At 50.2% G+C, this 25,846-nt stretch carries 25 protein-coding genes and 1 pseudogene; 22 read left to right on the forward strand and 4 right to left on the reverse strand.

Annotated elements, in window-relative coordinates:
- The first annotated feature begins 63 nt into the window (after positions 1-63).
- The 7 genes and pseudogenes from ACFQ0N_RS00375 to rbsK all read left to right on the forward strand — a co-directional run bounded on the left by ACFQ0N_RS00375 (position 64) and on the right by rbsK (position 8,166).
- The gene (locus tag ACFQ0N_RS00375; RefSeq protein WP_379322361.1) at positions 64-1,857 is read left to right on the forward strand and encodes an ABC transporter ATP-binding protein; all 1,794 of its coding nucleotides are present in this window, start codon (positions 64-66) and stop codon (positions 1,855-1,857) included.
- Complete coding sequence (locus ACFQ0N_RS00380) at positions 1,854-3,590, forward strand: ABC transporter ATP-binding protein (RefSeq protein WP_379322362.1); 1,737 nt, start codon at positions 1,854-1,856, stop codon at positions 3,588-3,590. Before ACFQ0N_RS00375 ends, ACFQ0N_RS00380 begins: the two co-directional genes overlap by 4 nt.
- A 166-nt stretch (positions 3,591-3,756) precedes the next feature.
- Entirely contained in the window at positions 3,757-4,812 is a 1,056-nt protein-coding gene (locus ACFQ0N_RS00385; RefSeq protein WP_379322363.1) for a FecCD family ABC transporter permease, read from the forward strand.
- 2 nt (positions 4,813-4,814) lie between these two features.
- Positions 4,815-5,846 carry a FecCD family ABC transporter permease gene (locus ACFQ0N_RS00390; RefSeq protein WP_379322364.1) on the forward strand — a complete coding sequence of 344 codons (1,032 nt, stop codon included), beginning with the start codon at positions 4,815-4,817 and terminating at the stop codon, positions 5,844-5,846.
- 8 nt (positions 5,847-5,854) lie between these two features.
- Positions 5,855-6,118: pseudogene (locus ACFQ0N_RS00395) on the forward strand (ABC transporter transmembrane domain-containing protein); the annotation flags it as partial.
- 130 nt (positions 6,119-6,248) lie between these two features.
- Positions 6,249-7,241, forward strand: a complete 993-nt coding sequence (locus ACFQ0N_RS00400) for a LacI family DNA-binding transcriptional regulator (RefSeq protein ID WP_379322365.1) — start codon at positions 6,249-6,251, stop codon at positions 7,239-7,241.
- A gap of 13 nt (positions 7,242-7,254) precedes the next feature.
- On the forward strand, positions 7,255-8,166 hold the full coding sequence (rbsK, locus tag ACFQ0N_RS00405) for a ribokinase (protein ID WP_379322366.1): 912 nt from the start codon (positions 7,255-7,257) through the stop codon (positions 8,164-8,166).
- 293 nt (positions 8,167-8,459) lie between these two features.
- Here the strand turns inward: rbsK and ACFQ0N_RS00410 are convergent, their stop codons facing one another.
- On the reverse strand, positions 8,460-9,371 hold the full coding sequence (locus ACFQ0N_RS00410) for a transposase (RefSeq protein WP_379322367.1): 912 nt from the start codon (positions 9,369-9,371) through the stop codon (positions 8,460-8,462).
- A 511-nt stretch (positions 9,372-9,882) separates the two neighbouring features.
- On the opposite strand from ACFQ0N_RS00410, the gene ACFQ0N_RS00415 reads away from it, so the two are divergent.
- On the forward strand, positions 9,883-10,980 hold the full coding sequence (locus ACFQ0N_RS00415) for an SGNH/GDSL hydrolase family protein (RefSeq protein WP_379322368.1): 1,098 nt from the start codon (positions 9,883-9,885) through the stop codon (positions 10,978-10,980).
- A 39-nt stretch (positions 10,981-11,019) separates the two neighbouring features.
- Here the strand turns inward: ACFQ0N_RS00415 and ACFQ0N_RS00420 are convergent, their stop codons facing one another.
- Positions 11,020-11,184: a hypothetical protein gene (locus tag ACFQ0N_RS00420; protein WP_379322369.1), complete on the reverse strand. Its 165-nt coding sequence runs from the start codon at positions 11,182-11,184 to the stop codon at positions 11,020-11,022.
- 179 nt (positions 11,185-11,363) lie between these two features.
- Here ACFQ0N_RS00420 and ACFQ0N_RS00425 point away from each other — a divergent pair, with 179 nt between their 5' ends.
- The 13 genes from ACFQ0N_RS00425 (at position 11,364) to thpD (ending at position 23,048) form a co-directional block, all read left to right on the forward strand.
- Positions 11,364-12,149: a D-alanyl-D-alanine carboxypeptidase family protein gene (locus ACFQ0N_RS00425; protein WP_379322370.1), complete on the forward strand. Its 786-nt coding sequence runs from the start codon at positions 11,364-11,366 to the stop codon at positions 12,147-12,149.
- 105 nt (positions 12,150-12,254) lie between these two features.
- Positions 12,255-13,781 (forward strand): spore germination protein, encoded by a 1,527-nt coding sequence (locus tag ACFQ0N_RS00430; protein ID WP_379322371.1) that lies wholly within the window; start codon positions 12,255-12,257, stop codon positions 13,779-13,781.
- Between the two features lie 28 nt (positions 13,782-13,809).
- Complete coding sequence (locus tag ACFQ0N_RS00435; protein ID WP_379322372.1) at positions 13,810-15,027, forward strand: Ger(x)C family spore germination protein; 1,218 nt, start codon at positions 13,810-13,812, stop codon at positions 15,025-15,027.
- Between the two features lie 6 nt (positions 15,028-15,033).
- A complete protein-coding gene (locus ACFQ0N_RS00440; RefSeq protein WP_379322373.1) occupies positions 15,034-15,267 on the forward strand; it encodes a hypothetical protein in 234 nt (77 codons plus the stop codon).
- Between the two features lie 15 nt (positions 15,268-15,282).
- On the forward strand, positions 15,283-16,395 hold the full coding sequence (locus tag ACFQ0N_RS00445; protein ID WP_379322374.1) for a GerAB/ArcD/ProY family transporter: 1,113 nt from the start codon (positions 15,283-15,285) through the stop codon (positions 16,393-16,395).
- 450 nt (positions 16,396-16,845) lie between these two features.
- Positions 16,846-17,733: an ectoine/hydroxyectoine ABC transporter substrate-binding protein EhuB gene (gene ehuB, locus ACFQ0N_RS00450; RefSeq protein WP_379322971.1), complete on the forward strand. Its 888-nt coding sequence runs from the start codon at positions 16,846-16,848 to the stop codon at positions 17,731-17,733.
- 4 nt (positions 17,734-17,737) lie between these two features.
- Complete coding sequence (gene ehuC / locus ACFQ0N_RS00455; RefSeq protein WP_379322375.1) at positions 17,738-18,388, forward strand: ectoine/hydroxyectoine ABC transporter permease subunit EhuC; 651 nt, start codon at positions 17,738-17,740, stop codon at positions 18,386-18,388.
- Positions 18,389-18,398: 10 nt separating this feature from the next.
- Positions 18,399-19,118: an ectoine/hydroxyectoine ABC transporter permease subunit EhuD gene (ehuD, locus tag ACFQ0N_RS00460; protein ID WP_379322376.1), complete on the forward strand. Its 720-nt coding sequence runs from the start codon at positions 18,399-18,401 to the stop codon at positions 19,116-19,118.
- A complete protein-coding gene (ehuA, locus tag ACFQ0N_RS00465) occupies positions 19,078-19,890 on the forward strand; it encodes an ectoine/hydroxyectoine ABC transporter ATP-binding protein EhuA (protein ID WP_379322377.1) in 813 nt (270 codons plus the stop codon). Before ehuD ends, ehuA begins: the two co-directional genes overlap by 41 nt.
- Positions 19,891-19,902: 12 nt before the next feature.
- Entirely contained in the window at positions 19,903-20,424 is a 522-nt protein-coding gene (gene ectA / locus ACFQ0N_RS00470) for a diaminobutyrate acetyltransferase (RefSeq protein WP_379322378.1), read from the forward strand.
- Positions 20,425-20,446: 22 nt separating this feature from the next.
- On the forward strand, positions 20,447-21,730 hold the full coding sequence (gene ectB / locus ACFQ0N_RS00475) for a diaminobutyrate--2-oxoglutarate transaminase (protein WP_379322972.1): 1,284 nt from the start codon (positions 20,447-20,449) through the stop codon (positions 21,728-21,730).
- A gap of 21 nt (positions 21,731-21,751) precedes the next feature.
- A complete protein-coding gene (locus tag ACFQ0N_RS00480) occupies positions 21,752-22,135 on the forward strand; it encodes an ectoine synthase (RefSeq protein ID WP_379322379.1) in 384 nt (127 codons plus the stop codon).
- A gap of 28 nt (positions 22,136-22,163) precedes the next feature.
- Positions 22,164-23,048, forward strand: coding sequence for an ectoine hydroxylase (thpD, locus tag ACFQ0N_RS00485; RefSeq protein WP_379322380.1), 885 nt, complete (start codon positions 22,164-22,166; stop codon positions 23,046-23,048).
- Positions 23,049-23,055: 7 nt separating this feature from the next.
- Here thpD and ACFQ0N_RS00490 read toward each other — a convergent pair whose 3' ends face one another.
- Together ACFQ0N_RS00490 and ACFQ0N_RS00495 are read right to left on the reverse strand one after the other, a co-directional pair.
- The gene (locus ACFQ0N_RS00490; RefSeq protein ID WP_379322381.1) at positions 23,056-23,736 is read right to left on the reverse strand and encodes an MBL fold metallo-hydrolase; all 681 of its coding nucleotides are present in this window, start codon (positions 23,734-23,736) and stop codon (positions 23,056-23,058) included.
- Complete coding sequence (locus tag ACFQ0N_RS00495) at positions 23,714-24,373, reverse strand: TetR/AcrR family transcriptional regulator (RefSeq protein ID WP_379322382.1); 660 nt, start codon at positions 24,371-24,373, stop codon at positions 23,714-23,716. Before ACFQ0N_RS00495 ends, ACFQ0N_RS00490 begins: the two co-directional genes overlap by 23 nt.
- Positions 24,374-24,586: 213 nt before the next feature.
- On the opposite strand from ACFQ0N_RS00495, the gene ACFQ0N_RS00500 reads away from it, so the two are divergent.
- Positions 24,587-25,723 (forward strand): cytochrome P450, encoded by a 1,137-nt coding sequence (locus tag ACFQ0N_RS00500; protein ID WP_379322383.1) that lies wholly within the window; start codon positions 24,587-24,589, stop codon positions 25,721-25,723.
- Positions 25,724-25,846 lie beyond the last annotated feature (123 nt).

Here is a 25,846-nt window from a genome sequence, read left to right on the forward strand (position 1 = left end):
GGTGGACGGCGCGGCCTTGTTGATGATAATCTTTCTCAATGATGTTTCAAGGGGGAGTAAGCGATGTCGGGGAACAAAGGAATTGCCCGGCTGCTCGAGCTTGCCGGCGAGAAGCGGGGGATGCTTATAGCTGCAGCGGTCGTGTCGGCGATCAGCGCGATTTTGATGCTGGTGCCATATGCTTCGATTTATATCATTTTGCGAGAGCTGCTGGAGCATGCAGCGAATCCGGCGGCAGCGGACGGGGCGTTAATGATCCGCTGGGGGATCATCGCGCTGATCGGGCTGATCGGCAGTTTGGCAACGATGTATGCTGGCGGAATGGCTGCCCATATTGCGGCATTTCGTATTTTATTCGGGATGCGGGTGAAGCTGTCCGCCCATATCGGCCGGCTGCCGCTCGGTTATTTGAACGGCACTTCAACCGGTGCAGTCAAAAAAACGCTGGAGCAAAACGTAGAGAAGGTGGAAACCTTTATTGCGCATCAACTGCCCGATTTGGTGCATGTAGCGGCTACAACTGTTTTGATGATTGCGGTCATGCTATATTTGAACATTTGGCTGGCGCTGGCATGCGCCGTGCCGATTATTCTCGGCTTTACCGTGCAGATGAAGCTGATGTCGGGCGAGAAGGCGAGACAAAATGTGAAGCGGTACCATGATTCGCTGGAACGGATGAACGGGTCGGCAGTACAATATGTACGGGGAATGCCGGCCATTAAAGTGTTTGGACAATCCGTGCACTCCTTTAAAAAATTTTATGAAGATATGGTCCAATACCGCGATTACTGTGTGAAGTATACCGATTCGTTTCAAAACGGTTATTTGTCATTCAAAGTGTTATTAGGCTCGTTCGCGGCGTTTGTTTTACCGGCGGGCGTGTTTTTACTGGAGCGAAATCCGGGGAGCGCCGCATTCGCCGCCGTTCTGCTGTTTTTTCTGGTCATGGCGCCTGGTGTATCGGCACCGATGCTGAAAATGATGTTTCTCGCTTCGACGCTGCGCGATATTAACGAAGGTGTGGAGCGGATCGACCGGATTTTGGCGGAGCGGCCTGTACCGGAGACGGAGCGGCCGCTTACGCCGAAGGGCTGGGATATTCAGTTCCATGATGTGTCGTTCTCGTACCGTTCACAGGAGCAGGAAGCCGTTTCGCGGCTTAGCTTTACTGCCACCCATAATAAAGTGACCGCGCTCGTGGGGCCCTCCGGCTCGGGAAAATCGACGGTAGCCAGCTTGGTGCCGCGCTTTTGGGATGTGACTGGTGGTCGTATTACGATCGGCGGCGTCGATATTCGGCAAATCGGTACCGAGCAGTTGATGAATACAGTCGCTTTTGTGTTTCAGGAGTCCTTTTTGTTCTATGATTCGCTTTACAACAATATTGCCATCGGCCGGCCGGATGCTACGGAAGAAGAGGTGCATGCGGCGGCCAAGGCCGCGCAATGCCATGCGTTTATCGCCAAATTACCGCAAGGCTACAATACGTTGATCGGTGAGGGCGGCGTATACTTGTCAGGCGGCGAGGAACAGCGGATAGCGGTTGCCCGCGCCATTCTGAAAAACGCGCCCATTCTTGTGCTGGATGAAGCGACCGCCTTTGCCGACCCGGAAAACGAATATGAAATGCAGCTTGCGCTGGGGCAGCTCATGAAAGGGAAGACGGTGCTCGTCATCGCTCACCGGCTCGCGTCAATCCGGGATGCGGATCAAATTATCGTTCTGGAAAACGGCAGGCTGTCCGAGCGGGGAACCCATGAGGAACTTTTGGCGACGAAGGGCAAATACGCCCGGATGTGGGATGCCTATATGGATGCCGGCCAGTGGCAGCTCGGAATGGAGGGAAGCCGCCTATGAGATGGATGAATCATATTACCGCAGGCTGCCCTCGCAAGCTGTTAAAACCGGTTATTTATACAACGCTTGCCAATATTGCGTCGATTTTGCCGTTTGCGCTGCTTGTTGCGGCGGCGCGGGCTGTATTCGAGCCGTATGTTTATCCTGGGACAGCGACGAATATTGCCCTGCTGTGGTGGATATGCGGCGGGATGATCGCGGCGATGATCGTCCTGTTTCTGCTGGAAATTCCGGCTTACCGCAGCCAGTTCCGCGGCGCCTATACGGTTGCGGCCGAGGGCAGAGCCAAGCTTGCTGAGCATCTGCGCAAATTGTCGCTCGGCTTTTTAAATAAACGGGACCCCGGCGATCTGGCCAATATGATGATGGGCGACTTTACGCTGGTGGAGCACGGGATTTCTCATCTCGTCCCGCAAATGATCGGCGCAATTATTATGCCGGTCATCGCTTTGGGCGGCCTGGCTGTCTTGGATTGGCGGATGGCGCTGGCGATGTTCGCCGCTTTGCCGGCCGCAGTGCTGCTTATTTGGCTGACTTCGGGGCTCCAGCGCAGGCTGGGAGCGAGCCATATGCAGGCCAAACTATATGCGGCTAATCGACTGCAGGAGTATTTGAATGGGATTCGCGTCGTTAAGGCGTATAACTTGACGGGCGAGCGGTTCGTGCGTCTTGAGCATGCTTTTAAAAATTTGATGCACCAAAGCATTCGTCTCGAAGGACTGCTCGGTCCTGTTGTGCTGATTGCTATCATCATTGTTCGCGCGGGGCTGACGATGATGACGATCGTTGGCGTTCATCTGCTGCTTGGCGGAACGCTTGATTTGCTTGTGTTCGTTACGTTTTTGCTCATCGGTACGCGTATTTTCGATCCGCTTACGTCTGCACTGGTAAACTATGCGGAATTCAGATACCACGAGCAGGCAGGGGAACGGATCGTGCAGCTGCTGCAGGAGCCCGTCATGGCAGGCGGCTCGGCGGCTCCCGAACAGACAACGATTGCGTTTCACAATGTTACTTTCGGCTATACTGGCCAAGCGATTCTGAAAAATGTAAGCGCGGCGATGCCTTCCGGTTCTTTTACGGCGTTGGTCGGTCCTTCCGGGAGCGGGAAAAGCACGATGCTCCGCTTGATTGCCCGTTTTTATGATCCGGCTCAAGGCGAGGTGCGGCTGGGCGATGTCAATATTCGCGATATTGACCCGGAAGCGCTATTGCAAAAGGTATCGATGGTGTTTCAGGATGTATATTTGTTCCAGGATACGATTGGCAACAATATCCGTTTCGGCCGCAGCGGCGCGACGCAGGAGGAGGTGGAGGAGGCTGCCCGGCAGGCATGCTGTCACGATTTCATAATGGCACTGCCGCAAGGGTATGACACTGTCGTTGGTGAGGGCGGCAGCACGCTGTCCGGGGGTGAAAAGCAGCGGATTTCGATTGCCCGCGCCATTTTGAAAAATGCCCCGATTGTGCTGCTCGATGAGGCGACAGCGTCGCTTGATCCCGAGAATGAGGCGGAAATTCAACGGGCGATAGACCGCCTTGTTCACGGCCGGACCGTTATCGTGATCGCTCACCGCTTGAAAACGATTCGCCACGCCGATCAAATTATTGTACTGAGTGCGGGTCGGGTGGCGGAGTGCGGGAAGCACGATGAGCTGCTGGCGCGCAATGGCCTTTATGCGAGGTTGTGGAGTAGGCAGCAGATGGCGAGCGGCTGGACAATAACTTCCTGATAAGTGAGGCGGGAGCTGCCTGACAAGCGGCTTCTGCTTCTGTCGCTTTTGTACAAAAAAACAATCTGATTTGTCTATTGCGCTTTTTCCGAAAACTGTGTTTTTGCATTATTTGCGAATGAGACTCAATATCAACAATTAGTGTTGGAAGGAGCAGTAGAGATACGTGACGACATCGACCTCAACTTCGACCTCAGTTTCGACATCGTATGTTGTTAAATTCAGATCGCGGCCATTGACTGCGACGCTAATTCTTGTGGGTGGCGTCATTGCTCTGGCGTTCGGAATGGCATTATCGGTGGTCTTCGGCGCAGCCGATATTAAATTGTCTATCGTGTGGGATGCGATCTTTCATTTCAATCCTGATTTGACACAGCATCAAATAATACAGGAGCTTCGTCTGCCCCGCGTGCTTGGCGGAGCGATGGTTGGCGCTTGTTTCGCAGTAGCGGGGGCCATCATGCAAGGCATGACGCGGAATCCGCTCGCCGATTCCGGGCTGCTCGGCTTAAATTCCGGTGCCGGATTTATGTTGGCGGTATGCTTTGCATTTTTTCCGGGATTGCCGTTTATGTATTTAATCCTTTACTCCTTTCTTGGCGCTGGAATGGGGGCGCTGCTCGTCTATGGGATCGGTTCGCTCGCCAAAGGGGGGCTGACGCCTGTGCGGCTAGTGCTGGCAGGAGCTGCGCTCAGTGCCCTAATGTCTGCCTTAAGTGAAGGAATTGCGCTTTATTTCCGGGTCGGACAAGACTTGGCGTTCTGGTATGCAGGCGGCGTAGCCGGGACGAAATGGTTTCAGCTAAAGGTGATGTTTCCTTGGGTTGCAGCGGCGCTCATCGGGGCGCTTATGCTGTCCCGCTCGATCTCCATGCTCAGCCTTGGCGAAGATATCGCGAAGGGACTGGGCATGCGCACTGGATTAATCAAGCTTGCCGGAACGCTTATCGTTCTCATCCTTGCAGGCGCAGCGGTATCTGTAGTTGGTGCGGTCGGCTTTGTCGGTCTCATTATTCCGCATTTGACGCGTTATTTGGTCGGTGTCGATTATCGCTGGATTATTCCCTGCTCTGCTGTAATAGGAAGTTTGCTGGTCGTATTCGCCGATTTGGCCGCCCGCATGATAAATCCGCCATATGAAACACCTATCGGTGCATTGATTGCGCTAATCGGGGTTCCTTTCTTCCTTTACCTTGCCCGTAATGAAAGGAGGGCGCTATAACGATGATTGGCTCGCTTTCTGCGGCGGAACAGCGCAAGCGCAAGCGTGATGCATTCGTTCTATTCAGTTTTGCTGTTCTTATTGTTGTCATCTTTATCGTCAGCATGAGTACAGGCTTTAGCCGTCTAACGCCGCTGGAACTGCTGCGCACCTTGTTCGGAATGGGGACAGATAAGCAGGAGCTGATTCTGTTTGAGTTTCGCTTGCCGCGAATTGTAATTTCGGTTTTGATTGGCGCAGGACTTGCAGTGTCCGGCTGTATTATGCAAGGAATTTCGCGCAATGCGCTGGCAGACCCGGGCATATTGGGCATTAATGCCGGGGCTGGCTTGATGGTGATGATGTTCATTTCCTTTTTTCCATCGAAAGGCGCTGCGCCTGTCTATATGCTTCCTTTGCTTGCATTGCTTGGCGCTGGTGCAACTGCGTCACTTATTTATTCGCTTGCTTATAAACGGCATGAAGGGCTGATTCCAACGCGGCTGCTTTTGACCGGAATCGCAGTAGCTGCGGGAATTAGTGCGGCGATGATCGTCCTGACGCTACGCTTAAGTCCGGAAAACTATCAATTCGTGGCAACCTGGCTGGCCGGGAGCATTTGGGGAACGAGCTGGAAGTTCGTATTGGCTTTGCTGCCGTGGATTGCAGTGCTGCTGCCTTATGTTATCGTTAAGGCCCGCTCGATGAATGTGCTGAATCTGGGCGACCTGACGGCGACTGGGCTTGGCGCTCCTGTAGAAAGAGAACGCTTCAAGCTGCTGGTGGCCGCAGTCGGTTTGGCGGGATCCTGCGTGGCGGTAAGCGGCGGCATCGGGTTTGTCGGACTTATCGGGCCTCACTTGGCAAGGCGGCTTGTCGGACCGCGGCATCAAATTTTGCTGCCTACTGCAGCGATGGTGGGAGCCTTGCTCGTATTAACCGCCGATATGCTTGGCCGGTCAATCATTCAACCGCAGGAAATTCCGGCCGGAATTGTGGTGGCGGTCATCGGTGCGCCGTACTTCCTTTATTTGCTGGCCCGCAGCAAGACATAAAGCTAATTTTGTTGTTATGGAGAAAAGGGGGATTTCAAGCTATTTCAAGCTGCGCCGTTTTTTTGCGTACTATCGCCCATATTCAGAAGCTGTCCTTCCGTTTTTTTGATAATACGAAGACTGGCCATCTTGTGTCGCGGATGACGAATGATTTGATGGATATCGGCGAGATCTACCACCACGGCCCGGAGGATTTGTTTATTACCATTATGACTTTGTGCGGCGCCTTCGGCATTATGCTCGGCATCAATTGGAAGCTTGCGGTGTTGACGGGTTTTATGTTGGCGTGATATATTTGAATCGTCAGGATGTGTAACCGGTACCACATGGTTTTGTTTTTATATGGCTTGTATATTAAAAACATATGTAACAGGTTACATCATATTAAAAGGGGTGGTGGAGATGCCAACCATTCGTGATGTAAGCAAATTAGCCAACGTATCCGTTGCGACCGTATCGCGGGTCATTAATCAAAGCGGATATGTCAATAAAGAGACTGAGGAGAAGGTCCGTCAGGCGATGGCTGTGCTGCAGTATGTTCCTAGCGGTATGGCGCGCAGTCTTGCTGGTAAAAACTCTGCAACGATCGCGCTGATCGTTCCGGATATTTTAAATCCGTTTTTTCCTGAACTGGCCCGTGCCGTTGAAGCAGAGGCGCAGGAGCGCGGATATACGGTTATTCTTTGCAATTCGGATTACAATGCAGAGAAGGAGCAAAATTATTTTCGAGTTTTAGCCAGCAGACGGATTGACGGGATCATCATCGCTTCGAATACGATTCGCCCTGATCAATTGTTAGCTTTGCAGAAGCAAGAAATTCCGGTTGTAGTAATCGACAATCAATATCCCGATTTGCCGATTTTATCGCTCGTTTCCAAAAACCGCGAAGGCGCGAAGCTTGCTGTTCGGCATCTGCTTGAGCAGGATTGTCGTAAGATTGCTCACTTGAGCGGTCCGATTGACGTCACGGCAGCACGCGAGCGTTCTTTGGGCTATGAGGAAGAGATGCAGGAGCGGGGGTTATTCGTCCCAAGTCTAATAGCTGGCGGCCAGTTTCAGATTGAGGGCGGATATGATGCGATGCTGCTGCTGCTTGAACGGCATCCCGATCTCGACGGTGTATTTGCCGGCAATGATCTAATGGCAGTAGGTGCGCTCAAGGCGCTTTATAAAGCCGACCGCAAGGTGCCGCAGCAAGTGAAGCTGATCGGCTTTGACGGCATTGCGTTAAGTACGGTAGTGCCTGAATTGACGACGGTCGCGCAATCGATTACTGATATGGGCAGGCAGGCAACGGGGTATTTAATGAAAATGATACAAAAAGAACCGGTGACTCGCAGAACGTATGAACTGGATGTTCATTTACTTATTCGTCAAACAACACTAACTGAGTAGAGGTGCGAATGAAATGAAACGTGCAAATATTGTTGTAGTGGGAAGCTTGAATATGGATTTGGTGGCAAGTGCAGAGCGGATGCCGGAGGTCGGCGAAACGATAAGCGGAACGGGCTTCCATACAATCCCTGGCGGCAAGGGCGCGAATCAGGCAGTAGGATGTGCCAAGCTGGGCGCATCTGTCATGATGCTGGGTGCAGTGGGGGATGATTTTTATGGGCAAGCGATTGTCAAACAGCTGGAGGATCATCAGATTGATACGAGCGAGCTGGCCGTGCTTCCCGAGTCGACAGGCATTGCTTCGATTATTCATACGCCGGACGATAATTGCATCGTTGTTGTGCCAGGGGCGAATGGAGCGTTCGATGTGGCACAGCTGGCATCGCGGCAGCAATATATTGAACAAGCGAAAGTGCTTGTCGTTCAACTGGAGATCGGGTTGCCTACCGTAGAGCGGGCCATGGAGATTGCGCATGCAAAGGGGGTAACGATTATTTTGAATCCCGCGCCGGCTGCCAAGCTGCCTGTCAACATGTTGAAAATGGCGCACTATATTACTCCGAATGAGACTGAGCTTGAAGCGCTTAGCGGGCAAAAAATAGATGATGATGCAGCCCTCGAGGCTGTCCTGCGTGATTGGGAAGCAAGCTATGGCAGTAAAATTATTGTTACGCGCGGCGCTGCCGGCTGTTCTTATATTGGAGAGGGCGGACTTTGTACGGTGCCGGCTCCTAAGGTGGAAGTGCGCGATACAACAGGAGCGGGAGACGCTTTTAACGGCGCATTGGCATTTGGGCTGCAAAATGGTTGGGAGCTTGCGCGTTGCGTGAAGTTTGCGGTAACTGCTTCTTCGTTGTCCGTATGCAAGTTTGGCGCTCAAGCGGGCATGCCAACTCTTGCAGAGGTAGAGGAACGCCTGATATAGAGGGGGATGTGGTGTTGCTGTCGCTCGCTACGCCCATTATCCCGTTTGCTCAGCTGTTTTGGATGAGAATAAGACTCTGAAGGGAAAGGTTAATCGCATAAATGGTTGTAATATAGCGGATCTGCCTCTTATGGGCACTATCCCCACGACTCAGTGGCTAAGATTGTGCGACTGGCCCCCCCCCCTGTCCCATTATCCCCTTGACTCAGTTGAGGGGATTTTTGTTTGAAAAAGTTGTGTTAGCGAATTGCAAGCAGCTCAAATAAACCAAGCTTTTCTGGAAAACATCTTTTCTATGCGGCGAGAGGTTGCTTGGCCGCGGAAGCCGTATTTTTGCGAATCAGTCGTTTATAGGTGATGCGAGCTGTCGTTGCGCCTAATTGACAAAGCTGCGTGAAAGGGCATTGCTGCTGGAGAGCGTAATTGACGGTAAAGCAAAACTCGTGCAAATAGGCCTGCAAATGTTTGCCGCCAATGCCATGAAACGTATCATTGAGCCAATAGTAAGCTTCTTTACAAAGCCGAATGAGCGGCTGATAAAGCAGCTTCGCCCGTTTTCCGGTGAAGGAAACGACATCGACAGGATTTGGCACGACGTAGTGCTCTTGAAAATGGGCAACACCTGCAGGCAGGACATGGCTGCTGTTCGGAGCTAAAAAGCGCTCCTCGACTTGCTGGATTTTGAGATGGGTGATGGCGCCTTGCGCATTGATGGACGCGCCGCCAAGCAAAGGATGCTCCTGTGGATGGCGGAAGATCGTTGGATTGTAAGGCTTGCCATAGGTGGTGGCATTGATCTTGATGATGCCTTCCAGGAGCTGATTAGCATTGTGGTGTCCAATAGCATGCCGGAGCTTATGCAGGATGAGCCATGCGGTTTTATAGGTGACCTCGATGATTTCGGCGAGTTTAACGGCATTGATTGCGCTGGAAGGCGAGGCAATGAGGAAGATCGCACGGAACCACTTTTGCAGTAGGGTGCGGCTGCCTTCCATAACGGTACCGGAGATTAATGAAGTTTGGTGCAAGCAGGAGCGGCACTCATAAAGCGGGAGCCGGCGCGTCGAAATAAGCGTATACGAGGCAGACTGACAGCGCGGACAGTGAAAGCCGTTGGGCCATTTTAACTGATACAAAGCAGAAACGCATTCTTTCTCGGTACTGAAGCGCTGGCAAAATTGCTCGTAGGATAGCTGAACAGACATCGGCGATTCCCTCCTCATAACAATGAATAGGAACATACATTCTATGTTGAAATTATACCAAACATACGTTCCTGTTATCAAGGGAAAAATAGAACTGAGAGTTTGGGATAATGGCCATAAGGTGTAGAAAACACTACATACTAACCCAGGCTGAATCAAACAAATGCACGGCACTTTTCAAATTCACGATGCCTGTAATTGAAAGCAGCACGCCCGCAATACCCGACGTATGGTCCCACTCATTATCTGCGCGGTATGGACGAAAATTCAGTTGTCTTTTTTTCGGCGATAATGGTTCTTCTATGGAGTCACGAATTTTTCTTGATGAAACGAAGGATCTATATTATGGTGGAAGTGCTGGTAATTTCTGCGGGCTAAAAATCAAAGCCTGTTTGAAGGCGGACTGCGGGAACCGGCAATACTGCCCTGCCGTGCTGAGAGGCGTTCAAGTGCGTTCAGAAACATTTGCCATGATGGATAAAATTTACTAATGGAAGGAAAGGGATTGACGATGAATGAGAACGTTTGGCAGCATCGAAAACCTTTAAGCAGACTGGCTAAAGCAATTGAAACCGGCGTACTGCGAGTGGGCTTTATCGGTGGCTCTATTACCGATGGCCGTCCACGCCACAATTGGCCGGAAGGGGTAGCGGCGTGGCTCAAGGAAACTTATCCGGATGTACGGCTGTATGTAGAGAATGCAGCGATCGGGGCAACGGGGAGCGAACTGGCCGTATTCCGTGCAGAGCGCGATTTGATTGATCGTGAATGCGACATCGTTTTTGTCGATTATGCGGTGAATGATAGCGAAGAGCCGTCCGAGCGGCGGATGCGTACACGTGAAGGATTGCTGCGCAAATTGCTAAAGGATGGGCAAAGAGATGTTGTACTTGTACATACATTCCGTCAAGACTTTTTTGCTGAGATGAATGCAGGACAACTGCCGGAATCGATTGCAGATTTTGAAAAGCTGGCCGACCATTATCATATTGGTTCGGTCTCCATGGGGCTATACGCGCTGGAAGAGGTTAAACGCGGCCGGATGCGCTGGGAAGAATGGCTGCCTGACGGCTTGCATCCGACTGAGCGCGGCAGCTTGAGCTACTCACAAAGTGTTATTGCATTTCTGGAACGGGAAATGGCTCGCGTGCAGAATGAGAAAGGACATGCAGACGATTATAGCCTGCCGGAACCGTTTAATCCGCAGCACTGGGGCGAAGCTTATCCGCTCTCATTTTCTGAGATTGTGACAGAAGGGCCGTGGATAATAAGACGCTGGCTGCATTATATTTGGATCGATCAAGTGCTGGAGACCGCAGCTGTCGGAGCGCGATTGTCATTTGCTTTTGAAGGTCGCGGCGTAGCGCTCGGATTTGATTTCGGCAGAACTTCTTCGGAAATCCGCTATCGGGTCGACGGCGGAGAGTGGCAAGTATCGAAGCGGGAACGTCCTGAATGGTGCGGGAATGATGGCTGGTATCGGATTTATACAGCTGTCGAAGATTTGCCGAGTGGAAATCATCATTTTGAAATGGAAGTTATTCATGGAGACGGGCTGAGTTGTACGGGAACGAACTGCCGGCTGGGGCTTGTCGGGATCGTGCGGTAACGGATTAACCGGCGGAAGTCCTGGATAAGAAGTCATCTCTCAGTAGCGAGCGTCTACTTTTGAGATGGCTTCTTTTTTATTTTTCATCACAAAAAACTCGGCAATTGGTTCTGTTAGCCATACTGGCTGTCCTCCGAATTTCGTTATGGGAGTCCGGATCGGTTCACTGACGCCGGTAAAACGATCGATCTTATATTTCTTCATTATTAATCGCATCCCTTCGTTCTGGCACAACATTATTATAATGGATCCACCCTATTATTGTAAGTTTCTTTCATAGAATCGTAATATGTTCGTTATTATATCGATAGTAAAACTCAAACCCTGTTTCGTAAGATGAAGCAATAAAGCTATCGCTTCTTAAGAAACAGGGGGTTTTTTATTTGGCTATTCGTGTTCATCGATCACATATGCATCAAGGACATCTATTGCTTGTCAATAATCAGCATCCGCTGCCAACCTCATTTCAGCCACATACGCTTGAAGTTTGGACGCATGAACAAGCTGAGCATGTTCAGCAGCAGCAGACGATTCAATTGGAGAAGAGCAGCTTGCAGCATCTGTCGGCCTTAATGAAGGAAAGTGCGGCTGACGGAGAGATCATTGTTGTGAGTGGCTATCGGTCAGTAGAGGAGCAGCAGCAAATTTATGAACAGTCGCTGCTAGATAATGGAGCTGATTTTACAGCGCGTTTTGTTGCCAGACCGCATGAAAGTGAGCATCAGACTGGACTGGCTGTTGATGTAGGGCAATACAAGGAGCAAGTCGATCTGCTCTGTCCGTCATTCCCGGATGAGGCGGCCTGTCTACGTTTTAAGCAGCTTGCCGCAAGTTATGGGTTTATTCAACGGTATAAAGAGGAGAAAAAATCGTTAACTGGCATCGATTGCGAGCCATGGCATTTTCGTTATGTGGGCTATCCCCATGCCATTATTATGGAACAGAGAGGGCTATGTTTGGAAGAATACATCACGATGCTGCGACTTTATTCCCCGTTTACACCGCTCGTGTTTCCGACCGAAACAGCCCCCATTATGATTTATTTTGTAGCGGCGAAGGAAGGGGAGTCAACTTTGCTGCCCGTTGATTTAAATAGTTATTACCAGCTATCCGGCAACAATGTCGACGGTTTCATTGTGACCGTGTTTCCCGCGGGCCGGCTATCATGATGTACTGATGTATGATGAACGATGAACTTTTTTCCAGCGGCAATACATAATTTTACGCCGCAATCAAATAATAGGTAAAACGTTATCGGTACAGGTGGTTCAAGCATGTCTAATTATATTACGGAGCCGTTTGATGGATTGAGCCCAGCGGAGAAGCTGAAGCTGCTAAATCAGAAGTTGGGCAATAGTAGTGACCTTGTTCATACGGAGCTATTTTTAGGCAAGTTTGGACAATTGCAGCTTCATTTACTGTATATGAAAGGCATTACCGCTACGAATGAGATAAATGGCATTGCAGAAGCGCTGCAGCTCTCGATGGGGCAGCAGCGGTTATCTGCGTATGACACTTTTCTGGAGGAAAAAGGCGGTCTGTTAAGGACGCTGGCGGTACCGGCAGCGCATTCGCAGCAAATAGCCGGCTTGGAGCAGATGACTGCTTATTTGCTGTCCGGACAGCTGCTCATACTTGCGGAAGGCAGCAGGCAATGCCTTGCTGTTAATGTAAGCGGCGGAGAACGTCGCCCAGTAAGTGAGCCTGCTACAGAAACGGTTGTCCGCGGGCCGCGCGAAGGCTTTACTGAAAGTATTGAAACCAATCTTGCGCTTTTACGGCGCAAAATAAAAAATCCCAATCTGTGGATCGAGAATAGGCAGATTGGCCGTATTTCGCAAACGGATGTGGCAATTATGTACTTGAATGGGATTGCCAAAGAGGAAGTCGTGAAAGAAGTACGGGCTCGTCTTGATGCGATTGATATCGATGCCATACTGGAAAGCGGAAATATCGAGGAGATGATTGAGGACCGAAAAGCCTCGGTTATCCCGACTATCATTAGTACTGAGCGACCGGATGTCGTTGCGTCCGGCATACTTGAAGGGCGTGTTGCGATCTTTGTTGACGGCACGCCGTTCGTATTAATGGTGCCGGTGTTTTTTATTCAATTTTTTCAAGCGGCGGAGGATTATTATAATCGATATACTTTCAGTGTTTTACGTGTTTTGCGTATGTTTGCCTTTGGCATCTCCTTGCTGGGGCCGTCGTTATATGTCGCGCTTACGACCTTTCACCAGGAGGCGATCCCGACCCCACTGCTGATTAGTCTTGCCGCCCAGCGTGAAGGAGTTCCGTTCCCGGCGCTGGTGGAGGCGCTTATCATGGAGATCACCTTCGAAATTTTGCGGGAGGCCGGTGTGCGGATGCCGCGGACGATTGGACAAGCGGTGTCGATTGTCGGCGCCCTGGTGCTTGGCGAAGCGGCTGTACAGGCCGGACTTGTGTCGCCGGCGATGGTCATCGTCGTCTCGCTGACGGCGATTTCCAACTTCGTCATTCCGGTTTACAATTTGGCGCTTGCAGTGAGTATGATGCGCTTTATATTTATGATTTTGGCCGCTACGTTTGGCTTTTTTGGCATATCGGCCGGTTTAGTGGCATTGCTCCTTCACTTGTGCAGCTTGCGCTCCTTTGGCGTGCCGTTTATGTCTCCATTTGCGCCTATGTCTTTTTCAGGTCTGCGGGATAGCTGGTTGCGCTTTCCAATCTATTGGCAGAAATTTCGGCCGCCATTTTTGAGTCCCAAAAATCAAAGGCGTATGAATGACAACGTTTCAGAGGGTGAACAAAACAATTAGCAGGAACGGTAGATCGGAGGAGTGCGCCATGCAGCCAAAAGGGCTGGTCTTGCTGTTATTATGCAGCATCATAGTGTTGCTCACTGGCTGTTGGAGCCGGCATGAGCTAAATGAGCTGTCGATAACGCTAGGGCTTGGCATTGATAAAAAAGGAGACCGCTATTTTGTGTCCGCGCAAGTGGTCGATCCTTCCCAGGCCGCGGCGAAATCGATGGGGGGGACGAATCGGGTGCCGGTGACCTTATACCGTTCGACAGGGAAAAGTGTATCCGAGGCGCTGCGCAAAATGACTACGGTTGCTCCGAGAACCATTTATCTAGCTCATCTGCGCATCGTCATATTTGGGGAGGAGCTTGCCCGCAGCGGGATTGGTGATGCGCTTGATTTTTTATCCCGCGACAATGAGACAAGGACGGATTTCTATTTTGCGATTGCCCGCGATACTTCTGCAGAGAAAATTTTAAGTATATTGACGCCGCTGGAAAAGATACCAGCCAATAACCTTTATTCCTCGCTGCAAACATCAGCCAACTACTGGGCGCCGACACATGGGCTGTTTCTGGATGAACTTCTAAACGGACTAGCTGCTAGAGGTAAAAGTCCGGCTATTACAGGTGTGCGCATTCTTGGCCAAAATAAAGAAAACGAAGAGGAAGAACAGAATTCAACTTCGATTGTGAATAAAATTAAACCGCCCATAGAGCTTAGTTATGAAGGAATTGGCGTTTTGCACGGCGATCGTTTGATCGGCTGGCTAAGCAGCGATGAGAGCAAGGGGTACAACTATATTCAAGGCCATGTCAAACAAACGCTGGGTCATATTGAATGTGAAGATGGAGGGCGTCTCGCGAGCGATGTCGTCCGCGCCCATACAAACTTGACGTCAAAAATAATCAATGGCGCTCCCGAGATTTTTATCCATATATCCGCCGAAGGAAACATTAAGGAAGTAGCCTGTCATGTGAATTTGAACGACCCGGCAACAATTCCGAAGCTGAACAAGCAAGTCAATGCTGTGATGGCAAATTTGGTTCAAAAAGCGGTAAATGCGGCACAACATAAATTTAAGACGGATTTTCTCGGTTTTGGCGATTCGCTGCGAAAAAAACAACCTTCAGCTTGGGCGAAAATGGAGAAGGACTGGGAAAAGCTGTTTGAGTCTGTGCCGGTTCATATTGATGTCGATTACCGCTTACGGCGTATTGGAACGATTACAAACCCGCTCCAAGAGAGTGTGAAGGAGTGATGGCTGATGTGGGCGATACTGAGTCTATCAATAGCCATCGCTGTCATGACCGCATTACAATTAATGATCATCTCCAAAAAAGGTACGAAGCGGGAACGGTACGCTTTCATCATTTTGATGACTTTAAGCTCCAGCCTGGCACTTGCTTATACCGCCAAGCTGCCGGTGTTTAATCCGGTTATTTGGTTGAACAGAGTGTTTTTGCCCGCAGGAGAATGGATCAACAAACTGCTTTCATAAGGGAGGCTCGATGATATGCAGCAGGAAAAAATTGGGGCACACCAGTTTGCGATACTTGTCATTTTGTTTTGTTTAGGCAGCTCAGTACTGTTAGTTCCGGCAGCATTGGCGGGACACGCGAAGCAGGATGGCTGGATTGCAGGAATTGTTGGCGTGTTGCTCGGCTGTGCTGTCATCATGCTGTTTAATGCTTATGATAAGCAAATTGGTCAAAAGGGCTTTGTGGATGCGTGCCAATTTTTATTGGGAAAATGGATAGGGACAGCGCTTGCTGCCGTCTTTGTTATCCATGCTTTTATGCTTTCGGTGTTTATGCTGCGTTTTATCGGTGATTTCATGACGACGCAAATTATGCCGGAAACACCGATCGAAGCCATTCTTATTATGTTTGTTGCGATCATCGTATTGGCTGTCGCATACGGTCTGGAAACTTTTTCGCGTACGGCCGAATATATTTTTCCGTGGCTGATCCTGCTGTTCCTTGTGCTGGCCGGTACAGTTATCGCACAGATTGATTTGTCCAATCTTCAGCCGGTGCTGTTTAACGGGTTTGCCCCTGTAGTGCGGGGCTCGCTTGTTTTTGTCGGCATTCCCTATATGGAGCTTGTGCTGTTTCTGCTCATTTTGCCCAGCGTGGACGGTATGGACAAAAGAAAGAAGGCCTTCATCATTGCCGGGCTGATCGGGGGATTGATCGTCGTTGCTGTCACATTTCTTACCCTTTCGGTGCTTGGGCCTCTCTTAACGGTTCGAAATGTATATCCGAGCTTTACTTTATCGAAAAAAATCAATATTGGCCAGTTTTTGAAGCGGATCGAGGCGCTGATGGCGATTTTCTGGTTTTTAGCAATTTTTTTCAAAACGACGGTAACATTCTATGTGACGGCAAAAGGTCTTTCGCAGTTGTTGAGGCTGCCGAAATACCAATCGGTGTTGATCCCGATCGGAATAGCTGCTGTTGTTTATGCCCAAATTGTCTATCCAGACATCGTGTTCGGCACTCGCTTTGCCAATACGGCCTGGATGCCTTACGCCTCCTTGGTAGCGATCTTCGTACCGCTTATTCTGATCATTGCCGCCAAAATCCGCAAAAAAGCGACGGCTTTAAAATCCAGTAGGGCCAAATAACCAGTCTGAGAGGACATCTCCTTTGTTGCCGGTGCAGCAGTGGGATGTCCTTTTGTTTAGCTGTGAAAACGGATATATTATAAGTTTACTTTATAATAATTTTTATGTCGGCTATAGTTGAATGAAGATGTCGAAGTGTGTAGAATGCTTGTTTATACTCGTTTCACAGTCGGTTAGTGATAAAAAATGGAAATAGTGCGAATTGGATTTATTATAAGAAAATGTTATATAACATAGTGAGGCCGGTTCGTAAACGAACATTCTGTGTATGATCGGGGAGGATATGGGAGTAATTTGCAATTAGAGGACGCTGACCGGTCAGCTCGTAAGGAGAGACTTTTATATGCCGAATTTTTGCGCAATTCTGGAAATGACCACAAGCGGGATAGATGTTAGCCTTATAGAGTATTAAAAATTTGAGAAAGGTTGTGAGAACAAGTGAAGAGATGGATGGGGATCTTGCTCATGCTTCCTATGCTGCTGCTGGCGGCATGCGGCAATGCGGTCAAAGCCCCGGAGTCAGGCGATACGCCGGATTCAGACAAAGCGGAGAGCACAGGCACTTTAGAGCGTGCGAAAGAAAAGGGCTCCATTACGATCGGCTTTGCCAATGAAAACCCGTATGCTTACAAGGATGCCAGCGGCGAATTGACAGGGGAAGCGGTTGAGATCGCGCGCGTCATATTGCAAAGGCTCGGCATCAATGAGGTGAAGGGCGAGCTGACTGAGTTTGATTCCTTAATTGCCGGATTGGGCGCCAAACGATTTGATCTCATAACAGCGGGGATGTTCATTAACCCGGATCGCTGCCAAGCTGTGTTGTTTGCAAATCCGGAGTACAGCATTGGGGAGGCGCTGGCCGTTAAAGCGGGCAACCCGCTGCAATTAACGAGCTACGAAGCGATTGCCAAAAATGCCGATGCTAAGGTGGCTGTTATGGCCGGCGCTGTCGAGCTGGATTATTTGCGGGCTTCTGGCGTGCCGGAGGAACAGCTCGTCATCGTTCCGAATCAGGATACTGCGATTGATGCGCTAAAGTCCGGCCGGGCTGATGCGATGACGATGACTGGGCCCGCTTTGCAATCGCGATTGGATTCAGCAAAGGAGCCTGGGATCGCGCGCGTCATGGACTTTGAACAGCCGATCATTGATGGGGCAAGTGTTCGCGGCTATGGGGCCACTGCCTTTCGCATGGAGGATACAGCGTTCCGCGATGCTTTCAATGCAGAGCTGGAGAAAATGAAGGAGTCGGGCGAGCTGCTGGAAATATTGAGCAAATTCGGTTTTACGGAGCAGGAACTGCCGGGAGATATGACGGCAGAGCAGCTCTGCCAATAGTCTTATGAATGTCCCGTGGAAAGAATGGTGGCCGTTGCTGCTCGACGGCGCTGTCGTTACACTCCAAGTGTCAGTACTATCGGCGATCGTCGCGCTGTTGATTGCAGCTGCGGTCGGGCTGGCCAGAGTATCCCGCTTCATGATTGTCCGGGGAATAGCGAAAATTTATGTGGAGCTGTTTCGCTCTTGTTCGCTGCTCGTCTTGCTGTTCTGGACTTATTTCGCCTTGCCGTTCATCGGTATTGAGCTATCCAAGCTGGCAGCAGGCGTATTGGCAATCGGGTTAAACATTAGCGCATATGGCGCTGAAATCGTCAGGAGCGCAATTATGGCCGTACCGGCCGGTCAGCGGGAAGCGGCCGTTGCCTTGAATTTGTCGGACACGCAGCGTATGTTCCGCATCGTATTGCCTCAAGCCTTCGCCCGTATGCTTCCTCCGTTTGGCAATTTGTTGATTGAATTGGTGAAATCGACCTCGCTAGTATATTTTATAACGTTATCAGATCTTACGTATCAAGCGCTCATTTTGCGCAATAACTTCAATTCATGGACATTGCTCATATTTGCCTTGCTGCTGGTGATCTATTTCCTGATATCTTCTTGCGTCACGCTGGCCATTCGCTTGCTTGAACGCAGGATTACGGCTTGGAGGTGACATTGAGCGTATGTGGGATTGGGACTACGCCGCCGGCCTGTTGCCTAAATTGCTTCCAGCCTTTCGCACAACGGTTGGCGTAACGCTGCTCGGTTTTTTGCTGTCAATAGCAATGGGATTATTGCTGGCAATCGTAGGTCGATCGCGTTATCGCGTTTTTCGCTACAGCGTTCGGGCTGTAGTCGAATTTATTCGCAGCACACCTTTGCTTGTACAATTGTTCTTTCTGTTCATGTTTTTGCCGCAGGTGCTGCCAATTGCCCCTAGTGCATTTGTAACCGGGATCATTACACTAGGTGTGCACTATGGCACATATTTGTCTGAAGTATTTCGTTCTGGTATTGACGCTATCCCGAAGGGTCAGTGGGAGGCAGCGACTGCTTTGCATCTATCCAAACGCAAAATATGGCTGTCTATTATATTGCCGCAAGCCATTCCGCCTGTCATTCCCGTAATGGGCAATTATTTGATTGTCATCTTTAAAGAAACGCCAGCCCTTATGGCGATTACGCTGGGCGAAATGCTGATGGCGACGAAAAACGAAGTGTCGGCTACTTATCGTGTGTTTGAACCGTATACGGTTGTCGGCATCCTATTTATTGTCGTGAGCCTTATTTTCTCATATGGGTTTCAATGGCTGGAGCGGCGCTTCTTGCAACGCAAATATGAACGGAAAGGAGGAGAGGCTAGTGACAGTAAAGCTAGAGCCAAGATCGGCAGCAACGCTTGAGCGTGAGGGCGATCCGGTTGTTCGCTATGAAGGGGTTACGAAATACTTTGGTGATCTGCATGTAATAAAAGGAATCGATCTTGATATTTATCCGGGTGAAAAGATGGCTGTCATTGGCCCGAGCGGTTCGGGCAAGACAACGCTTGGCCGCATGCTCATGACACTTGAAGAACCGACAGACGGATCGATCTATATCGATTCGGAACCGTTATGGCATATGGAGTCAGGCGGCAAGCGGGTACGGGCAAGCGACAAGCACTTGCGGCGTGTTCGTTCCAAGGTCGGAATGGTGTTCCAGCACTTTAATCTGTTTCCCCACATGTCTGTGCTTCGCAATGTGACGATGGCGCCGCGTTCTGTGCTCGGCTTGTCGAAGGATGAAGCGCATGAACGAGCGGAGACGATGCTGCGCAAAGTCGGACTGTCCGACAAATTGGAAATGTATCCCGCACAGCTGTCCGGCGGACAAAAGCAGCGGGTTGCTATTGCAAGGGCGCTTGTCATGCAGCCGAAAGTGATGGTGTTTGATGAAGTGACATCAGCGCTTGATCCGGAGCTGGTAGGCGAGGTGCTGGATGTCATTAAAGAAATTGCCGCCGAAAGTGAAATGGCGATGATGCTCATTACACATGAGATGGAATTCGCTCGCGATGTGGCAGATCGGGTTATATTTGGCGCAGACGGTTTAATTGTCGAACAAGGTCATCCGCAGCAAATTTTCGGAAATCCGCAAAGTGAACGGCTGCAGCAATTTTTACATCGTTTTTTGTAAAGGGAGGCAGTGATGAAATTACGCACGCCAAGAGCGGAAGATGGGATAGCAGTCTGGCAATTCATTCGTGAAGCTGGGCAGCTCGACATCAACTCAACCTACTGTTATATCATGCTTTGTGATATGTTCCGTGACACTTGCGTCATTGCAGAATGCGAAGGGGATCTATGCGGTTTCTTATCCAGCTACCGCAGGCCCGATCAGCCGGATACCTTATTCGTATGGCAGGTTGCGGTAGCACCGTCCCGGCGCGGTCAAGGCATAGGCAAAAAGATGCTGCAATCGCTGCTTTCAAGGGAGGCGGTACATGAGATTCAATATGTTGAGGCGACGATTGGTCCGGCCAATGAGCCATCTATCCGCCTGTTTTTAAGATTGGCAGAGGGCCTAGATACTGCATGTCACATTACACCTAAATATGGTGAGGAGATGTTTCCTGCTGCTATGAATCATGAGGCGGAGCTGCTTTATCGGGTGGGCCCGCTTACGAAGAAAACAAATAATTTACTTAACCGGGAGGGATTCTGTGAATAAGAACGAACATGCTGCCACGGATATGAAGGTTTTTGAAAACTTGGAGTCGGAGGTGCGCAGCTATTGCCGCAGCTTTACGACGGTTTTTGCCAAGGCGAGCAATGCGATGATGTGGGATGTGGCCGGAAAATCATATATTGATTTTTTCGCCGGAGCCGGCGCTCTCAATTATGGTCATAACAATACACGCATTCGCTCGCAGCTTATCCGTTATTTGATGGAGGATGGCGTTACACACAGCCTGGATATGGCGACGGAAGCCAAGAAAAATTTTTTAACAGCATTCAAAGCGCTTATTTTGGAGCCTCGCCAGCTGGATTATAAAGTGATGTTCCCGGGTCCGACAGGGACAAATGCGGTGGAAAGCGCATTGAAAATCGCCCGTAAAGTAACTGGAAGAACGAATATTATTAGCTTTACCAACGCCTTCCACGGAATGTCGGCAGGCTCGCTTGCCGCTACCGGCAACCGCTTTAAGCGCAACGGAGCAGGGATGAAGCTGAATGGTACGACGTTTATGCCTTATGACGGCTATTTTGGCCAATCGGTCGACACGTCCATGATATTGGAAAAAATGATTGACGACCCAGGAAGCGGAATTGATTTGCCGGCAGCAATCATTTTGGAGACGGTGCAAGGTGAAGGCGGGCTGAACACGGCCGGGGCTGACTGGCTGAGGCGGGTGGAACAGATCTGCCGCAAGCATGGCATGCTGCTGATCGTTGATGATGTGCAAATGGGCTGCGGCCGCACAGGCACTTTTTTTAGCTTTGAGGATGCGGGCATTGAGCCGGATATCGTTTGCTTGTCCAAATCCATTGGCGGCTACGGGCTGCCGCTAGCTTTAACTTTAATCAAGCCCGCATATGATGTGTGGCAGCCGGGCGAGCATAACGGTACCTTCCGGGGCAATAATTTGGCGTTTATTGCTGCTGCTGAAGCGCTGCATTATTGGACTTCGGAGGAATTCCGCCAGGGACTGGCCGAGAAGGAGAATCAGCTCCGCAAAAAGCTGAAAAAGCTGGCAGCCGGCGCACCGGAGACAATCGCTGAGGTGCGGGGCAAAGGGCTTATTCAGGGGCTTGTTTTTCACAAGGCGGAATGGGCGTCTGCGCTATGTGCGGAAGCGTTCAAACGAGGGCTTATTATGGAAACCTCCGGCCCGCATGACGAAGTGGCGAAGATTATGCCTCCGCTAACGATCGAACCGCAGGTGCTGGAGCGCGGCCTTTTTATAGTGGAGAAGGCGCTGTATGCGGTGGTAGAGCAGGAGCGTTCCGGCGGAAAACTGTCACTGGCCAAGTAAAGATTGAAGGAGCGGATCATAATGATTGTCAAGCATTTGAATGATGTGATTGGTACAAGAGATGATGTAGATACAGAAACTTGGAACTCTCGCCGGCTGCTGCTCAAGAAGGATGGAATAGGTTTTTCGCTGCACGATACGCTTATTAAGACTGGGACGGAAACGTTGATTTGGTATCAAAATCATGTTGAAGCTGTTTATTGTATTGAAGGCGAGGGCGAGATTGAAGTCATTGGCGGCAAGACGTATCCAATCCGCCCGGGAACGCTTTATGCTCTGAATGGCCATGAAAAGCATCTGCTGCGTGCCGCGAAGCAAATGCGTATGGTATGTGTATTCAATCCCCCAGTGACGGGCGCAGAGGTGCATGACGAAAACGGGGTATATCCGCTGGACGAATCCTAACTTAGCTTGTAAAAGGAGCGATGATGTTATGAGTATAAATTCGACGACTGCAGACCGATATCCATCCCGGGTGGCTGACCGGCCGCAAGTGCTGGAACGCAAGGAACCGGTAATCTACTCGGAGTGGACGCCAGAGAGCCCGCTCACGCAAGAACAAAGTAAATACTATGAAGAGAATGGGTATTTACACCTGGAGGACTTCTTCTCTGCTGAAGAAATTAGCGGCTGGAAAGCCGAGCTCAAGCGTTTGAACGAAGAGACGCGCGGTGAGGCGGTCGGCCACGTCATTCGCGAGCCGGATAGCAACGAGGTGCGCTCGATCTTTGCCGTTCATGCCAACAATCCAATATTTTCCGGGCTGGCCAATCATCCGCGACTGAAGGCAATATCGGAATATTTGCTCGGTTCTGAGACGTATATTCACCAGTCGCGCATTAATTACAAGCCAGGCTTTTCGGGCAAGGAGTTTTACTGGCATTCTGATTTTGAAACCTGGCATGTCGAGGATGGGATGCCGGCGATGCGCGCCTTTAGCTGCTCGATCGCGCTCGAAGATAACTTTCATTATAATGGCCCGCTAATGGTCATGCCAGGTTCGCATAAGCAATTTATCAGCTGTGTTGGACGGACGCCTGATGATCACTTCAAGCTGTCGCTGCGCCGCCAGGAATATGGCGTGCCTGATCATGCGAGTCTGGAGAGGCTTGCTGCTGCGAACGGGATCGACACACCCGTAGGCCGGGCTGGCTCGGTCGTGCTGTTCGACTGCAATATTATGCATGGCTCCAACAGCAATATTACTCCATTCCCGCGCAGCAATGTTTTTCTCGTATATAATAGTACGGCTAATAAGCTGGTTGCGCCTTATTCGGGGCAAAAGCCGCGACCGCGCTATATTGCGGCGCGCGATTAAAATGAAATTATTGAGCAGTTTGCAGGTGATTCAGTTTCAAGTATTCATCAAGTTGCCGGGCGGGCTGCATCACGCTGGTTCCGTGACAAATTTCCAGCCTTTTCGGGTTTAAATCCCTCACAATAACACTGCTTTGCACAGCCTGCTCCATATCAGCAGTAAACATCGCCATCGGCTTGCGCATCTTTCCTTTCTTGGAAGTGAAAAGATCGCCGGCCAGCAGCACTTGATCTTGCTCATGATAGTAGACGACATGGCCTGGGGAATGTCCGGGCGTGAAATAGGGGCGCAAGGAGCCAATCTGCTCAAGATTGCTGTCTGTATCTTCAGGCAGAGGCTGTGCGATGCCCGGCGAAAGTGAAACGGCTGCTTTCTTGCGGCGCGGATAAGGAAGCTCGCCCTGCATATAGGGAATCTCCGTTCGATGTACATAAACCGGAACGGACGTTCTCTTCAAAATTCGCGGAATGGCGCCGACATGATCCGAATGACCGTGTGTCAAAACAATTGTGTGCAGCGGTCCCGCTTGCAGCCGTTCGATAAAGGAGAGAATGCCGTCCGCCATCATAGGTATTCCGGCGTCGACAAGGGTGACTCCTTTCCGGTCTTTGACGATCCAAACCTGTATCGGGATAAGCATCCATGTTTTTAAGCTCCAAATATGTTCAGACAGTTGTGTGATTTTCATGATGATTGTCTCCTTGGTGTAATTTTTGGCGGAAGCCTAACAGCAGTGTTTCAAAGGCGGTATCAAAGGTTGTGGACAGGCGTTCCAGCAGTTGTTCGGCCGATTCCTCAGAATGAGTATAAGTGCCAATAATTCCATGCATGGTGTAGTAACAGATTCGGCTAAAGGCGAGCAGCCGCTCATCATTGGAGTCGATCTGCAAGCATTGCTGCAAAGCGCGGGTGAGCAGGGCGAACAATTCATTGCGCAGCTTATTGATGGGGAGTTCCGGCTCCTGTTCATCGACGCGTACAGCGCGCACATTAAAAAAGATTGGATACATCGTTTTATTCATGAAGCAGAAGCGCACCATTTCTTTGCAAATTGCCTTCCATTTCTGCTCGGCGGATTGCTGGGCGGTGTGCAGGATGTCCGTAAGCTGCTGCTTTAGCTGATCAAGCGGAGGCATGGAGAGCAGATGGAGCAGCGCTTCTTTATCATGAAAGTAAATATAGATTGTTGTATGAGAGCAGCCGGCTTGCTTGGCGATTTCTCGCATCGTCACCGTGTCATACCCTCTTTCGCCAAATAGCTGGGTAGCTGCGGCGAGTATGCTCTGCTTTGTTTCTTCAGCGCGTAGTTCTTGTTTACGAGACATGAGTAGTTCGCTCCTTCATAATTGTAACCACAGGTTACTAACCGTTGGTTATAATATAACCGATTGTTTCTAGATTGTCAATCCAGTTCATGATGGTCGCGCATGATCTATTTCTTCAGAAGGAGGCATTGACAGACTTTTTAACAAGTGTTACCATAAAACCAACCAGAACTGACTGGTCAGTACAAAAGGAGCGGAGGCGTTGATGTTACAATGAATTGGGGGACGTTTAATGAGTTGCTGCAATTGAATCATTATAAGCAGTTGAGAGCAAGCTCGCCATTTTCATTTCATGCCGAACATCGTTACTGGGATATATACAAATATGAGCCTGTGAAAAAGATTTTACTGGATCACGAGAATTTCTCGTCTCAAGGGGAGCAAAATGATCAAGATCCAATCGATTCGAGCATTTTGCGCCAAGATCCGCCGAAGCATAGACAGCTGCGCCGGTTTGTATCGCAGGCGTTCACGCCGCGCATGATCGAATCTTTACAGCCAAAGATTGATGCAATTGCGCATCAATTATGCGATGAAGCAGAGCGGCGAGGCGCGATTGATGCGCTCCATGACTTCGCCAGCCCGCTGCCGATTACTGTAATTGCAGAGATGCTCGGCGTTCCAGCGAGCGATCGCCAGCAGTTCAAGCAATGGTCGGATTCTCTCGTTGGTAACGATAGGGAACGATACTATGAATGCCAGCGCGAAATGAGTATCTATTTTGGCGATATTATGAATGCGCGGAGGCGTGAGCCGCAGGATGATCTTGTTAGTGAGCTTGTACAGGCGACCATAGAGGGCGAACAGCTGAGCGATCTGGAGATTATTGGGTTTTGTATTTTGCTGCTCGTGGCTGGCAATGAAACAACGACCAATCTGATTACTTCTGCACTGATTTGTCTTGATTGTGATCGCGAGGCGCGTGCACAATTGCTGAGCAACCCGCTTTTAATCCCGCAAGCGCTAGAAGAGACGCTGCGTTATTGCTCGCCTGTGCGAATGACATCGAGAATGGTAACGCGGGATGTGGAGTTGTGCGGTCAGTCTTTCCAGGCCGGACAATTTGTAAATGTAGCGATCGGATCGGCCAATCATGATGAGGAGCAATTTGCCAATCCGGAGCGCTTTGATATTCATCGCAGTCCGAACGCCCATCTGGCATTCGGGCACGGCATTCATTTTTGTCTTGGCGCGCAGCTTGCCAGAATCGAGGCTAAAGCTGCTCTGACAGCCTTTCTGCAGCGCTTCCCGGATTATCAGTGCGATCCCTCGTATCAGCTCGAACGGCAAGATAGCTGGATGATATTTGGTGTGACACGGTTGCCTTTATTGTTGAATCTCACCTCCTAATAATGAATGAACTGTCCGGTTTCGGATGCTGGACGGTTCTTTTTTGTGCTTTTATGGCCATTATCCCTATGGCTCAGTGGTCGGCTATGCGGTTGATTTGGAGCAGCTGAGGCAATTTCCTAA

This window comes from Paenibacillus sp. GCM10027626 (genome assembly GCF_042676285.1).
Lineage (GTDB): Bacteria > Bacillota > Bacilli > Paenibacillales > Paenibacillaceae > Paenibacillus_Z.